Below are 12,956 nucleotides of genomic sequence, written 5' to 3'. Positions count from 1 at the left end.
GGCACAGGCTTGGCGGCATGTTCACAACGATGCGAACCCCGGTGAGGACCGGGAACTGGACCGCCGTCGTCGCCGTCGCCCTGGGCACCTTCTCCGTCGTCACGACCGAGATGCTGCCGGTCGGGCTGCTCACCGCGATGAGCGCGGAACTCGGCGTCTCCGCGGGTACGGCGGGCCTGGTGGTGACGGTCCCCGGCCTCGTCGGTGCGATCGTGGCACCGGTGCTCGTGGTGGCCGTCGGCGGGCTCGACCGGCGGCGGGTGCTGGTCGCGCTGGCGGCGCTGCTGGCCGTGGCCAACCTGCTCTCGGCGCTGGCCCCGGTGTTCGCCGTCATGCTGGCCGCCCGCGTCCTGGTGGGGCTGTCCATCGGCGGCTTCTGGGCGGTCGCGGCGGGGCTGGGGGCACGGCTGGCGCCGGAGCGGGCGGGGACGGCCACCTCGCTGATCTTCAGCGGGGTCTCCCTGGCCTCCGTGCTCGGGGTGCCCTCGGGGACGTTCGCCGGTGAACTCGTGGGCTGGCGCCCGGCGTTCGCCGCGCTCGGGGTGCTCGCGCTGGTCCTGCTGGTCGCGCTGGTCCTGACGCTGCCGCCGCTGCCCGCCCTCGGGACGGTCAGGGCGCGGGAACTGCCCGGCCTGCTCCGCAACGCCCGGCTACGGCTCGGCCTGGTCGTCGTCCTGCTGATGGTGACCGGCCACTTCGCGGCCTACACCTACGTCAGGCCCGTCCTTGAGCAGGTCTCCGGCGTCGGCCCCGGCCTCGTCGGCACCCTGCTCCTGGTGTACGGCCTGGCCGGGGTGATGGGGAACTTCGTCGCCGGGGCCGTCGTCGTGCGGGCCCGGTACGGCACGGTCCTGGCCGTGGCCGGGCTGCTCGGCGTCTGCATGTTCGCGCTCCCGCTCGCCGGTGAGACGCGGGCCGCGGTCGTGGTCTCGCTGGCGGCGTGGGGGCTGGCCTACGGAGGGGTCTCGGTCAGCATGCAGACGTGGGTGCTCACGGCGGCGCCGAAGACCCCGGAGGCGGGGTCGGCGCTGTTCGTCGCCGTCTTCAACGCGGCCATCTCCCTGGGCGCGTTGCTCGGCGGCCGGGTCGTCGACACCGTCGCGGTCTCCGGCGTCATGTGGGCGGGGGGAGCGTTCGCGCTCCTGGCCGTGCCGGTGGTGGTGCTCGCCGTACGGCGCCGCGGTTCACAGGGGGACCGGGACGCGGTTGGCGCGCCAGGACATCAGGGCCAGGAACGCCCCGGCGAAGAAGGCGCCTGAGGCGATCAGGGCGGCGGTGTGGAGGCCGGGGACCAGCGGCGCGGATGTCGCGGTGAGGGTGCTGAACAGGGCGACGCCGACGGAGTTGCCGATCTGCCTGGCGACGTTGAACACCGCCGAGGCGACACCCGCGTTGGCGTCCGGCGCGGCCTGCACGATCGCGGCGGTCGCGGCCGGGACGGTGGTCGGGGTGGCCAGACCCGTGGCGACCAGGGCGAAGAGCAACTGCCAGTAGGGGGTGTCGGGACCGGCGACCAGCCAGCCGAGGAAGCCGAACGCGCCGAGCAGCAGCGCCCCGGCCATCGGGGCGTGGGGGCCGTGGCGCGCGGTGAGGCGGCCGGAGAGCGGGGCGGCGAACACCGCCATGCACACGGTCGGCAGCAGCGCGATCCCGGTGCCGAGGGCGCCGTAGCCGCGCTCGTTCTGGAAGTACAGCGTGGACAGGTAGAGCATCCCGTAGTAGCCGAGGTTGAGCAGCACCCCGACCGCCGCGGCCGGGGAGAAACCGGGGGAGCGGAAGAGCGAGGGCGGCAGCAGGGGAGCGGAGCCGGGGGTGGCCTCAAGACGCCGTTCGACCAGGACGAACAGGACGAGCGCCACGATCCCCACCCCGCAGGCCGCGAGCACTGTCGGTGACGTCCAGCCCTGGGTACCGGCCTCGTTGAGCATGCCCGCGAGCGCCGTCAGGCCGACGACGCCCAGGACCTGACCGACGGGGTCGAGTCCACGACCCGAGGCGCGGGCGGCCGGGGCCGGGACGTGCCTCAGGGTGAGCCACACGGCGAGCAGCGCGACCGGCACGTTGATCCAGAACGCGGCCTGCCAGTTCAGCCCGGCCACGAAGAGACCGCCGACCAGGGGGCCGGCGGCGAAGGCGACCCCGGCGACGCCGGCCCACACCCCCAGGGCTCTGGCCCGGGTCGCCCGCCCGGGGTAGGCGGCGGCCAGCAGCGCCAGCGACGTCGGCACCAGCAGCGCCCCGCCGACGCCCTGGAGCATCCTCGACGCGATCAGCGTCACGGAGGTCGTGGCGAACCCGCAGCCGAGGGAGGCGACGGTGAAGACGCCGAGGCCGGTCAGGAAGACCCCGCGGTGCCCGAGCCGGTCACCGAGGCCGCCGCCGAGGAGCAGCAGGCCCGCGAAGACCGTGCTGTAGCCGTCCACGACCCAGGCCGTGGTCGAGGCGTCGGCGTGCACGGACTCCCTGATGGTGGGGACCGCGACGGTGACGACGGTGACGTCGAGCATGACCAGGAAGTAGCCGAGGCTCAGTGCGATGAGCGGGGGCCAGACCAGCCGCTCGACAGGGGCCCGGCGGTCGGTTGTACGCATGACCGCATGGTCGTCCCGGGTCACTTAGTCATCCGTCTAACCGTTGATGTACGTTCGCGCCGTGGAGCACCCACGACGTGACCCGGACATCGCCCGCGCGGCGCGCCTGATCGCCAGCGCCTCCCGCGCCCACATGCTCAAGGCGCTCTCCGGCGGCCGTCCGCTGGCCGCGAGCGTCCTGGCCGAGGAGGCCGGGGTCACCCCGGCCACCGCGAGCGTGCACCTGCGGCGGCTCACCGAAGCCGGTCTGGTCGTCGGTGAGCAGCGCGGGCGGCATCACTACTACCGCCTGGCGAGCGCCGAGGTCTCCACGGCGCTTGAGGCGCTGGCGGTCATCGCCCCGGCCGCCCCGGCCCCCGTCGCCTCGCTGCGGGTCAGCAGCAGGGAGAACGCCCTGCGCAGGTCGCGCACCTGCTACGACCACCTCGCCGGGTCGCTCGGTGTCGGGCTCATGGAGACCTTCGTCAGCCAGGGGCTGCTCACCGGGACGCCGAAGGCCGAGGAGGACGGCCGGGGGCCCGACCTGCCCGCCGCCTACGGCCGGGCCCTGGAGTACCACCTGACCGGGAAGGGCGGGGAGGTCTTCGGCCGTTTCGGCGTCGACGTCGCCCGCCTGAGCACCAGGCGGCGCCCGGTCGTGCGCTACTGCGTCGACTGGAGCGAGCGGCGCCACCACCTCGCGGGAGGGCTGGGGGCGGCGCTCACCGGCCGCTTCTTCACCCTCGACTGGCTGCGGTACGGCGTCTCGCCCCGGGTCGTCCACCTCACCGAGACGGGCAGGCGGGGGCTGGCGGACACCTTCTCCTTCGAGGCGCCCGCCTGAGGCGCTGGAGATCGCCGCGAGGAACGGCTCCGCCGAGCCGGCCCCTGACCCGTCACCCGGCCGCGCCGCCGTACGGCTGACCGAACCCGAGCAGGGCGGGCAGCTCCTCCAGGGACCGTACGGCGGGCAGCCCGGCGGGCACCGGGGCGCCCGCCCGGTTCAGCCAGACGCCGTACAGCCCGGCGGCGTTCGCCGCGGCGGCGTCCACGTCGTGCCTGTCACCGACGTAGGCCACCCGCCCGGGCGGCAGCCCGAGCACCGCACAGGCCGCGTGGAAGATCTCCGCCCGTGGCTTGGCGACGCCGACCTCGCTCGACGCGACCAGCACGGGCAGCGCCGTACCCAGCCCGATCCTGCGGAGCTTGTCACGCTGCTGGGCGGCGTCCCCGTTGGTCAGGACCCCGAGCCGCGGCCGGACGGCCTCCCCGGCCAGTACGGCCAGGCAGGGCGCGACGTCGGGGAAGGCACGCCAGGCGGCCTCGTAGTGCCGCAGGTAGCCCGCGAACCAGGTGTCCGCCTCGGTGTCGTCCCAGGACCCCAGGCCGAGCTCGGCGAAGAGAGTGGTCACGCGCAGGCGGCGCTGTCCGGTGAAGGTGAGCTCACCGGCGAGGTAACGGTCCATGGCATGGTGTTCGAGCTCCGACCAGCGCCGCCGCGCCGCCTCGTGGTCGACGTCCGCCCCCGCGACCCCTGTGAGAGCCGCGGTGAAGGCCGTGGTCGCGGCTGTGTCGTGGTCGAGCAGCGTGCCGTCGAGGTCGAACAGGAGCCCCTCGACGTTCCGGTTCCGTGTCACGTGGCCGCACCGTATCCGATCATCCACGGCCGTGCACGGGGCGGTCATCCCGAATCACCCGTGGTGAACGCGCCAGGTCCCGAAGGCATGTGCTTTCGCTTTCCGCGCCGTCACTTTTCCCTCAGACCGTTTTCCCCGCGTGGTACGCCGGATCCCTCGATTACCCGGCCCGGATTCTCCAACGAATCTCTCCATAAAGTCATATTTCTGGTATGTCATATGGACCGTTGATCACGACTTTTGTGTTTTTCGATCACGTTGGCAATCGTGAAGTGCTAAAAAGGGCCTTCTATGAGAATCTTCCGGCGCCGGAAAGGCGGACGATCTGCCGGAGACGCCTTCGTCGTCGGGCGTCTCTGGAACGACATCGCCCTTGACGCCGCCGTCGAGGCGGTCGAGGAAGGCTATCTGAACGCGGGACTCGTCCTCCTCGGGGAGACCCACGGTGACCCGGAGTTACGTTCCCTGCGGCTCGACGCGCTCAGCCGCGCCGCGGTCGGCAGGAGCCAGGGCATCGCCGAACTGCTCGCCGGGTCCCGTGACCGGGCCGACATCCTGCTCTGGCTCGGCCGTACGGTCATCGACGAGGCGTGGGTCATCCGGGGCGGAGGCTTCTCCGGGGAGGCGGGTGAGGACCGGTTCAAGATGTTCTTCGCCACCCTGTCCGGCGCCCACGAACCGCTCATGGAGGCGGCGAGACTGCGTCCGTACGACCCCGTGCCGTGGGAGTCCATGATCTGGTTCGCCCTGGGCATGCAGTTCGACCGGGCCGAGGAGGACGAGATCTGGGAGGAGACCGTCTCCCGTTCCGCCACGCTCTTCTCCGCCCACTGGGCCCGGATTCAGGCGCTTTCCGAGAAGTGGGGCGGTTCCCACGAGGAGATGTTCTCCCACGCCCGGGAAGCGGCGGCGTTCGCGCCCCGGGGAAATCCGCTCACCGCGATGCTGGCGCTGGCGCACCTGGAGTATCTACGCGCCGAGGAACGCCGTCTCGTGGTCGAGAACAAGATGATGGCCTACATGAAGTTCAGCATGCGGTATTTCTCCGAGCGGGTCGTCGGAGAACTGAAGGACGCCGAACGCCGCTGGACGGCCTACGCCACCGCGCACCCCCGCGACTTCGAGGCCCACCATCTGTTCGGGGCCGTCTTCGTCCGTGAGGCGAGCACCCACGACCTCGCGGCCAGACACCTCAGGCAGGTCGGCAACCGGGTCGGGCGCGGCGCCCCGTGGAGCTACCTCGGCGACCCCGCCGAGGAGTTCGCCGCCGCGCTGCGCAGGCTCAGGATCTCCCTGCCCGGACCCCGCGACGACTGAGGGGCGACCTTTCTCACCTGCGTTTTCGTGCCTAGAGTGGAAGGAGACGACCGGCTCGCGGCAGGTCGGGAAGGCGGGATCCGATGACGGTGAACCCCCTGACAGGTGTGCTCCGCGACTGCTCTCCGTTCCCGCCGATCGCGGACTACGCGTTCCTGTCCGACTGCGAGACGACCGCCCTGGTCGCGCCGAGCGGGAACGTCGAATGGCTGTGCCTGCCACGGATCGACTCGCCCAGCGTGTTCGCCGCCATCCTGGACCGGGACGCCGGGGGCTTCCGCCTCGGCCCCGCCGACATCAGGGTTCCCGCGGCACGCCGCTACCTGCCGGGAACCATGGTCCTGGAGACGAGCTGGGGCACCCCGACCGGCTGGATCGTCGTGCGCGACCTGCTGGTCGTCGGCCCGTGGCACCACGACGACGAGCTGTCCCACACCCACCGCAGGGCGCCGACCGACTACGACGCCAGCCACGTCCTGCTGCGCACGGTGCGCTGCGTCAGCGGGGAGGCGCAGGTCACCCTGGACTGCGAACCCATGTTCGGCTACGGCCGCACCCCCGGCCGCTGGTCCTACACCGACCGGGGCTACCACCAGGGCGTCGCCAGGGCCGAGGGGGAGTCCCTCGAACTGAGGCTCACCACCGACATGCGGCTGGGCTTCGAGGCGACGCGGGCCACGGCGCGCACCCTCCTGAAGGAGGGCGACACCCGCTTCTGCGCGCTGACCTGGACCGCCCACGAGCCGCCCTACACCTTCGACGAGGCGTACGGCAGGCTCGTGTGGACCGCGCACCACTGGCAGCACTGGCTGGCCAGGGGAGACTTCCCCGACCACCCGTGGCGGAGCTTCCTCGAACGCAGCGCCCTCACCCTCAAGGGCCTGACCTTCGCCCCGAGCGGCGCCCTGGTCGCGGCGGCGACCACCTCCCTGCCGGAGACACCCGGCGGCGACCGCAACTGGGACTACCGCTACAGCTGGATCAGGGACTCGACCTTCGCCCTGTGGGGCCTGTACACGCTGGGCTTCGACTGGGAGGCCGACGACTTCTTCTGGTTCATCGCCGACGTCGCGGAACGCGACGAGGAACTGCAGGTCATGTACGGCGTCGACGGAGAACGCGTCCTCACCGAGCACGTCCTGGACGACCTTGAGGGCTACGAGGGCTCCCGGCCGGTCCGGGTCGGCAACGCCGCCTACGACCACCGGCAGAACGACGTCTGGGGAGCCGTCCTCGACTCCTTCTACATCCACACCCGCTCCAGGGACCGCCTCGACGAGCGGATCTGGCCGGTGCTGCGGCGGCAGGTCGAGTCCGCGATCAGATACTGGCGCGAGCCCGACCGGGGCATCTGGGAGGTACGCGGCGAGCCACGGCACTTCACCAGCTCGAAGGTCATGTGCTGGGTCGCCGTGGACAGGGGGGTACGGCTGGCCAGGCTCCGCCAGGACACGGCCCTGGTCGCCCGCTGGAGGCGGATCGCCGACGAGATCCACGCCGACGTGTGCGCCAACGGCGTCAGCGAGCGGGGGGTCTTCAGGCAGCACTACGACTCCGACACCCTGGACGCCTCACTCCTGCTCATCCCGCTGGTCGGCTTCCTGCCGCCGGACGACCCCAGGGTCCGCGACACGGTGCTCGCCATCGCCGACGAGCTGACCGTGGACGACCTGGTGCTGCGTTACCTGCCCAAGGAGACCGACGACGGCCTCACCGGTGAGGAGGGGACCTTCACGATCTGCTCGTTCTGGCTGGTCTCGGCCCTGACCGAGATCGGGGAGCACCGCAGGGCGCGCAGGCTCTGCGAGAAGGTGCTCTCCTTCGCCAGCCCGCTCGGCCTCTACGCCGAGGAGATCGACCCGCTCAGCGGACGTCACCTGGGGAACTTCCCCCAGGCCTTCACCCACCTGGCCCTCATCAACGCGGTCATCCACATCATCAGGGCGGAACGCGGCAGGTTCGGCGGCCGTACGTGGCGCAACCCGGCGACCGACCCCCTGTGAACCCGGCCGCCGGGCCGCGCTCGGAACGCCGGGGAGACGCCGGGCGGGCCCGGCGCTACCGCGAGGCGCTGAGCGGCCGGTGGGAGGGGGCCACGACGACCGGGCAGGGCGCCCCGCGCAGCAACGCCTGGCAGAGCACGCCGAGCGGCAGCTCGGCCGGGTCGTCCCAGCCACGGTCCCCGACGACCACCAGGTCCGCGTCCTGGGCCGCCCGCTGGAGGGCCGCGACGTGGGCGTCGTCCACGACGGTCGTCTCCACGTTCACCTGGCCGTATCTCTCCTCAAGGATCGAGACGGCCCGCCGGAAGCCGACCATGTACTCCCGGGTGTCCCGCGCCTCCTCGGGGATCAGGCAGATCGCCCGCAGTGACGCCTTGCGCAGCCACGCCTGTTCGAACGCCAGCCGCAGCTCCAGCCGCTCAAGGGCGGTCGCGTCGACCCCGACGACCACCAGGTTCGTCGGAGGGCCGGGCCGTTCCCCGACGACGGCGACCGGGCAGTAGGCGTGCGCGGCGAGCTGTACGGCCGTCGAGCCGATCCGCAGCTCCGCGAAGCCGCCTGAGCCACGCCTGCCGACCACCAGCAGGTCGGCGGCGCCGGACTCGCTCATCAGGACGACGGACGGCGACCCCAGGTCGAGTGAGGTCCTGACCTCGATCCGGGGAGCCAGCCGCCGCGCCAGGTCGACGCCCTTGTCGAGCACCTGACTGCCGAGGCGTTGCACCGTCTCCATGCTGGCCAGCGGCACCGGAGTTCCCTGGGACCACTGCCAGGCGTGGCAGACGACCAACGGGGCGAAACGCAGCCGGGCCTCCTCGGCGGCCCACCTGAGCGCCCGTTCACTCGCCTCGGAACCGTCGTATCCGGCGACCACAGGCCGCTGGTCGGCGTTGTACTGCATCGCGCTGCCTCCCCCATGTCCCCTGTTTCCATCCTTGTCGTACTTCGCTGACCAGGGGGAACACCACGCCGTAAAACCTCCCCCACGGCCTGGCGGGGGAATCGGGGGTTACCGGAGGGGGCCTACCGGGGGAGTCAGCGGCGGCGGCGCAGCCGTCTGCGGGTGCGCAGGCGGACGAGGGGCACCGCGACCGCGGCGCCGAGCAGCAGCGGAGCCCCGGAACCGAGGGCGGCCGTCGCCTTCAGCGCGGACTGGGAGAAGGTGTCGGGGATGGAGATGACGTCGGCGTGCGAGAACGGCCAGACGATCACGAAGGCGCGGCCGATCACATGGTCGATCGGGATGGCGCCGCCACCGGGGTCACCCTGGTGGGCGCGCGAGTCGGACGAGACCATCCGGTGGTCGCCCATCACCCACAGCCGCCCGGGCGGGACGGTGATCTCGAACGGCGTCACCGAGGGCTTGTTGCCCGGGAACAGGTAGGCCTTCTCGTCGAGGGGGACACCGTTGACCGTGACACGGTCCTGGCCGTCACAGCACTTCACCTTGTCACCGGGGACGCCGATGACCCGCTTGATGAAGTCCTTCTCCGTGGGGACCAGGCCGAAGAGGGAGCCGACCCAGTTGAGGGCGCCGGTGACAGGGTTCGAGGGCTCCTCGAACTCGACCTCGTCCGGCCAGGAGTCGACGCCGCCGGAGAAGACCACCACGTCACCGCGCTCGATGTCACGCACCCGGTAGACGAGCTTGTTGACCAGGACCCGGTCGTTGATCTGGAGCGTGTTCTCCATCGATCCGGACGGGATGTAGAACGCCTGGACGATGAAGGTCTTGATCAGCAGGGCCAGCAGAAGGGCGACCACGATCATGATGGGCAACTCCCGCCAGAGAGAGCCCTTCTTCTTGTCGCTGCCCCTGGCCGGCTGTTCCACGTCCTCCGCGACCACGTGCACCCCGTCCCGGCCGCCCGGCCTTCAATGGTTTCTCGCTGATGAGCCTAGATCATGCCTACTTCCGACGCTTCGCGTCGAGGCGATCCCGCCTCTGAGTACCCAGGAGAGGCGCTCCCGACACCGTCCGTGAAGTGAGGAACGCCCACGTGTGACGCCGGTCAGGGTCTCTCCCACGAGGAACCGGACCACCGCCGTCCCCGTGTTCTGGCCGGGACGAGCGGTCTGGCCGTGTGTACGGCCGGGAGCACCACCGAAGCGCTACCGGGGTGTTCCAGGGCACTGCTGAAACACCGCGGGGCACCGTGGGGGCACTACCGAAGCACTACCGGGGCCGGCACGTCACGGCCGCCAGGCCGTACGAGGCGTTCGAGCACGCGGCTCAGGCGCTCGCCATCGCCGTCTCGGGCACCGGGCGCTGCGCGACAGGCTCGGGAGCGGGGGCGGCGGGCAGGGTGGCCGAGGTGACCACGGGGGCGGCCTTCTGCGCGGCCGGGCAGGAGCAGTAACCGTTGGTGACGATCAGACGTCCCCGCTGCGGGGTGTAGTCACGGGAGTCCGTGGTGAGAAGAACACCCGTGCAGGTATTGCAGACAATCGGCTGACGATCCATGGGACGGCTTCCTTTCCGAGGGTTAGCCGTCGAACCCTAGATGTCCGGCCGGCTGCTGGTTCCTTGCTGGAAAATACTTAATCTTCCATTAAGGATTTCTATCCTACTTCGTAGCTTAAAGTAGCCCAATGCGCACAGATCGTGATATTGGGTGATTTTTCTTGATCTTATCCATGTGTCACGAACCCTGCGATGGCCATTGTGGGCTTTCGAAGGACCAGTGTGGGGGATCGAGCGGTGTGACTCTGGCAACAAACCTTTTTGCCTTCATCATCCATGTCGCCCCCCGGCTTTGAGCGGAAAATTCAGTAAACGGTGGCATATCACTAGATTGACGGCACCCATTGCTGATCTTTGTCAGAATCTGTGGCGACGTTTCCTCAGGTGAGAGCCATCGGAAGAAGATCACGACATTCGAACCCGGGGCCGGCACCACCGTGACGGTTACTCGCGGTCACCCCGGGAGAACGCCTCCGGCTCGACCCCCTCGACGTACGGCTCCGCGGGCCTGCGCCCCTCCTCCCGCCGCCACCGTTCGAACCCCGCCGTCGTCCCTGCGGTCACCACGACCCCCAGCGCGAGCCCCGCGACCACGTCGCTGAACCAGTGGACGCCGAGGGCGACCCGCGTGTACGCCACGAAGACCGCCGACACCGCCGCGAGGGTCCAGGCGGCGGCCCTGGACGCCGGTCCCCTCAGCCGGGGCAGCAGCATCAGCACGAGCACGCTCGCCCCCGTGGCCGCCGCCATCGCGTGCCCGGAGGGGAACGACCACCCCGGCGCCCAGGAGACCGGGTCCGGCAGGACGGGCCTGGCCCGGTTGACGATCTCCTTGATCAACACGTTCAGCACACCGCTGGCCGCGATCGTGACGACCGCCCAGACCGCCGGGCGGCGCGCTCCCCGGTACCACGCCCAGGCCGCGGCGGCGACCACGAGCACGCGCCAGGTGTTGGGGCCCAGGATGTCGGTCCACGCCCCGAGAAGACGCGCGTAGCCGGGGTCGGCCAGCACATAGGCGTGCAATCCGGTGGCGATCGCCTCGTCGAGGTCGTTCAGCGGCTCGAAGGAGATCAGCACGAGCACGAGCAACAGGACGAACGGCACCGAGAACAGTGCCACGGCCCCGACCGCGAACGTCAGCCGCATCCCCAGGCGGCGGTCGGAATCCTGACGGCTGCGCTCTCCGAGTGTCCTGGCCATCATCCATCGCTACCCGAAAGGGGACGGATATGCCAGGGATTCGACCCGCACGGGGCGGGAACGGCGTGCCACCGGCGCTGCGGGGCCCGGCCGTCCCGATCAGAGATCCTCAGACAGGGACTCCCGGAACGCTCTTCAAGCGGCGTTCCTGCTCTCCCGCCGGGTGGTCCAGCGCAGCACGTCACAGTGCCGCCGCTCGGCCTCGGCCAGGGCCGACTCGTCGAGGTAGGAGTCGAGCACCGCGCGTAACTGCGGCATCTGCTCGGCCACGTCGGCCCACGCCTGGGCGGGCTCGTCCCAGCCGAGTTCGATCAGCGCGTCCAGGTGCGCGGCGTAGGCCGTCCACCACTGGCGGCTCAGCTCGGCCAGGAACCCGCTCAGGCCACCGAACTCTTGCTCGATGTCCGCCTCCCACCACGGAGGGACCGTGGTGTCACCGGTCTCCGCCATGTCCCTGAGCACGATGTGCACCAGGGCGCGGCGCCTGCGGATGATGGTCGAACGTGACAGGATGCTCATGTCCACACCCTGCCGCCCCCAGTTTGCCGAACGCTTAACGATCTGTTGACGGCAATATACGGTGCCCGCGGAGCCCGCGACGCGGGAGCATCCTCGCCTGAGGACGACTCCGACCCCGTACGGCATGGCCGGGGCGGGCCGCGTCCCGCCGGGGGACTACCCTGATCGGTGATGTATCGAATCGTGTTCACGCAGGTCCTCAGCCGCATCGACCCGGAGGACATCCACCACCTGACGGTCGGCGGGTTGCGCCTGCTGTCGGCGGCCCCCGTGGTCAAGCGGCTCGTCCACCGCAGGCTCGCCCCACGCGACCCCGCCCTGCGGGTGCAGGCCTTCGGCGTGCACTTCCCCAGCCCCTTCGGGCTGGCGGCGGGGTTCGACAAGGACGCCAGGTGCGTCGAGGCCATGTCCGCGCTCGGCTTCGGCCACGTCGAGGTCGGTACGATCACCGCGCACGCCCAGCCGGGCAACGCCAGGCCCAGGCTGTTCCGCCTGGTCAGGGAGCGGGCGATCATCAACAGGATGGGCTTCAACAACGCCGGTGCCGCCGCCGCGGCCAAGGCCCTCGGCAGGACCCGCGGGGTCCCCGTCGTGGTCGGCGTCAACATCGGCAAGACCAAGGTCGTGCCCGAGTCCCAGGCCGCGGACGACTACGTGTCCAGCGCCAAGGAACTCGCCCCGCTGGCCGACTACCTGGTGGTCAACGTCAGTTCGCCCAACACCCCGGGCCTGCGTGACCTGCAGGCCGTCGAACTGCTGCGCCCCCTGCTGCGGGCGGTCAAGGAGGTCGCCGACGGCACGCCGAGGCGCACCCCGCTGCTCGTCAAGATCGCACCGGACCTGGCCGACGAGGACGTGGACGCCGTCGCCGACCTGGCCCTCGAACTCGGGCTCGACGGCGTCATCGCCACCAACACCACGATCAGCCGCCAGGGCGTGAGCAGCACCGAGACGGGCGGCCTCTCCGGACGTCCGCTGCGGGCCCGTTCGCTTGAGGTGCTGCGCAGGCTCAGGGCACGGGTCGGCGACCGCCTCGTGCTGGTCTCCGTCGGCGGCGTCGAGGGCGTCGACGACGTCTGGGAGCGCCTGCTGGCCGGGGCGACCCTGGTGCAGGGCTACACCGGCATGATCTACGAGGGGCCGCTGTGGGCCTGGCGGATCAACCGCGACCTGTCCCGGCGCCTGCGGAGGCACGGTGTCACGGATGTGCGCCAGATCATCGGCCGCACCGCGGGCTGAGGTA

Annotated in this window: 12 protein-coding genes; 5 read left to right on the top strand and 7 right to left on the bottom strand. The window is 70.8% G+C overall.

Features of this window, described 5'->3' with window-relative positions; genetic code table 11:
• The first annotated feature begins 29 nt into the window (after window positions 1-29).
• A complete protein-coding gene (locus ABT340_RS35425; RefSeq protein ID WP_352015272.1) occupies window positions 30-1,259 on the top strand; it encodes an MFS transporter in 1,230 nt (409 codons plus the stop codon).
• Here ABT340_RS35425 and ABT340_RS35420 read toward each other — a convergent pair.
• Complete coding sequence (locus ABT340_RS35420) at window positions 1,185-2,591, bottom strand: MFS transporter (RefSeq protein ID WP_352015271.1); 1,407 nt, start codon at window positions 2,589-2,591, stop codon at window positions 1,185-1,187. The two genes, ABT340_RS35425 and ABT340_RS35420, sit on opposite strands and share 75 nt — an antisense overlap.
• 61 nt (window positions 2,592-2,652) lie before the next feature.
• On the opposite strand from ABT340_RS35420, the gene ABT340_RS35415 reads away from it, so the two are divergent.
• Window positions 2,653-3,414, top strand: coding sequence for an ArsR/SmtB family transcription factor (locus tag ABT340_RS35415; RefSeq protein ID WP_352015270.1), 762 nt, complete (start codon window positions 2,653-2,655; stop codon window positions 3,412-3,414).
• 52 nt (window positions 3,415-3,466) lie between these two features.
• Here the strand turns inward: ABT340_RS35415 and ABT340_RS35410 are convergent, their stop codons facing one another.
• The gene (locus ABT340_RS35410; protein ID WP_352015269.1) at window positions 3,467-4,207 is read right to left on the bottom strand and encodes an HAD family hydrolase; all 741 of its coding nucleotides are present in this window, start codon (window positions 4,205-4,207) and stop codon (window positions 3,467-3,469) included.
• Between the two features lie 291 nt (window positions 4,208-4,498).
• Here ABT340_RS35410 and ABT340_RS35405 point away from each other — a divergent pair, with 291 nt between their 5' ends.
• Window positions 4,499-5,524 (top strand): hypothetical protein, encoded by a 1,026-nt coding sequence (locus ABT340_RS35405; protein ID WP_352015268.1) that lies wholly within the window; start codon window positions 4,499-4,501, stop codon window positions 5,522-5,524.
• Between the two features lie 83 nt (window positions 5,525-5,607).
• Window positions 5,608-7,527 (top strand): glycoside hydrolase family 15 protein, encoded by a 1,920-nt coding sequence (locus tag ABT340_RS35400; RefSeq protein ID WP_352015267.1) that lies wholly within the window; start codon window positions 5,608-5,610, stop codon window positions 7,525-7,527.
• 55 nt (window positions 7,528-7,582) lie between these two features.
• Here the strand turns inward: ABT340_RS35400 and ABT340_RS35395 are convergent, their stop codons facing one another.
• The 5 genes from ABT340_RS35395 to ABT340_RS35375 all read right to left on the bottom strand — a co-directional run bounded on the left by ABT340_RS35395 (window position 7,583) and on the right by ABT340_RS35375 (window position 11,713).
• Entirely contained in the window at window positions 7,583-8,428 is an 846-nt protein-coding gene (locus tag ABT340_RS35395; RefSeq protein WP_352015266.1) for a universal stress protein, read from the bottom strand.
• Window positions 8,429-8,562: 134 nt separating this feature from the next.
• The gene (gene lepB / locus ABT340_RS35390; RefSeq protein WP_352015265.1) at window positions 8,563-9,381 is read right to left on the bottom strand and encodes a signal peptidase I; all 819 of its coding nucleotides are present in this window, start codon (window positions 9,379-9,381) and stop codon (window positions 8,563-8,565) included.
• A gap of 379 nt (window positions 9,382-9,760) precedes the next feature.
• Entirely contained in the window at window positions 9,761-9,991 is a 231-nt protein-coding gene (locus tag ABT340_RS35385) for a hypothetical protein (protein ID WP_352015264.1), read from the bottom strand.
• A 444-nt stretch (window positions 9,992-10,435) separates the two neighbouring features.
• Complete coding sequence (locus ABT340_RS35380; protein ID WP_352015263.1) at window positions 10,436-11,194, bottom strand: phosphatase PAP2 family protein; 759 nt, start codon at window positions 11,192-11,194, stop codon at window positions 10,436-10,438.
• Window positions 11,195-11,329: 135 nt separating this feature from the next.
• Complete coding sequence (locus ABT340_RS35375; protein ID WP_352015262.1) at window positions 11,330-11,713, bottom strand: hypothetical protein; 384 nt, start codon at window positions 11,711-11,713, stop codon at window positions 11,330-11,332.
• Between the two features lie 171 nt (window positions 11,714-11,884).
• On the opposite strand from ABT340_RS35375, the gene ABT340_RS35370 reads away from it, so the two are divergent.
• Window positions 11,885-12,952 (top strand): quinone-dependent dihydroorotate dehydrogenase, encoded by a 1,068-nt coding sequence (locus tag ABT340_RS35370; protein ID WP_352015261.1) that lies wholly within the window; start codon window positions 11,885-11,887, stop codon window positions 12,950-12,952.
• Window positions 12,953-12,956: the final 4 nt, after the last annotated feature.

The organism is Streptosporangium sp. NPDC000239 (assembly GCF_040300765.1).
Taxonomy (GTDB): Bacteria; Actinomycetota; Actinomycetes; order Streptosporangiales; family Streptosporangiaceae; genus Streptosporangium.
Note: the sequence above shows the minus strand (reverse complement) of the source record. Positions and strands in the feature narration are given on the sequence as shown.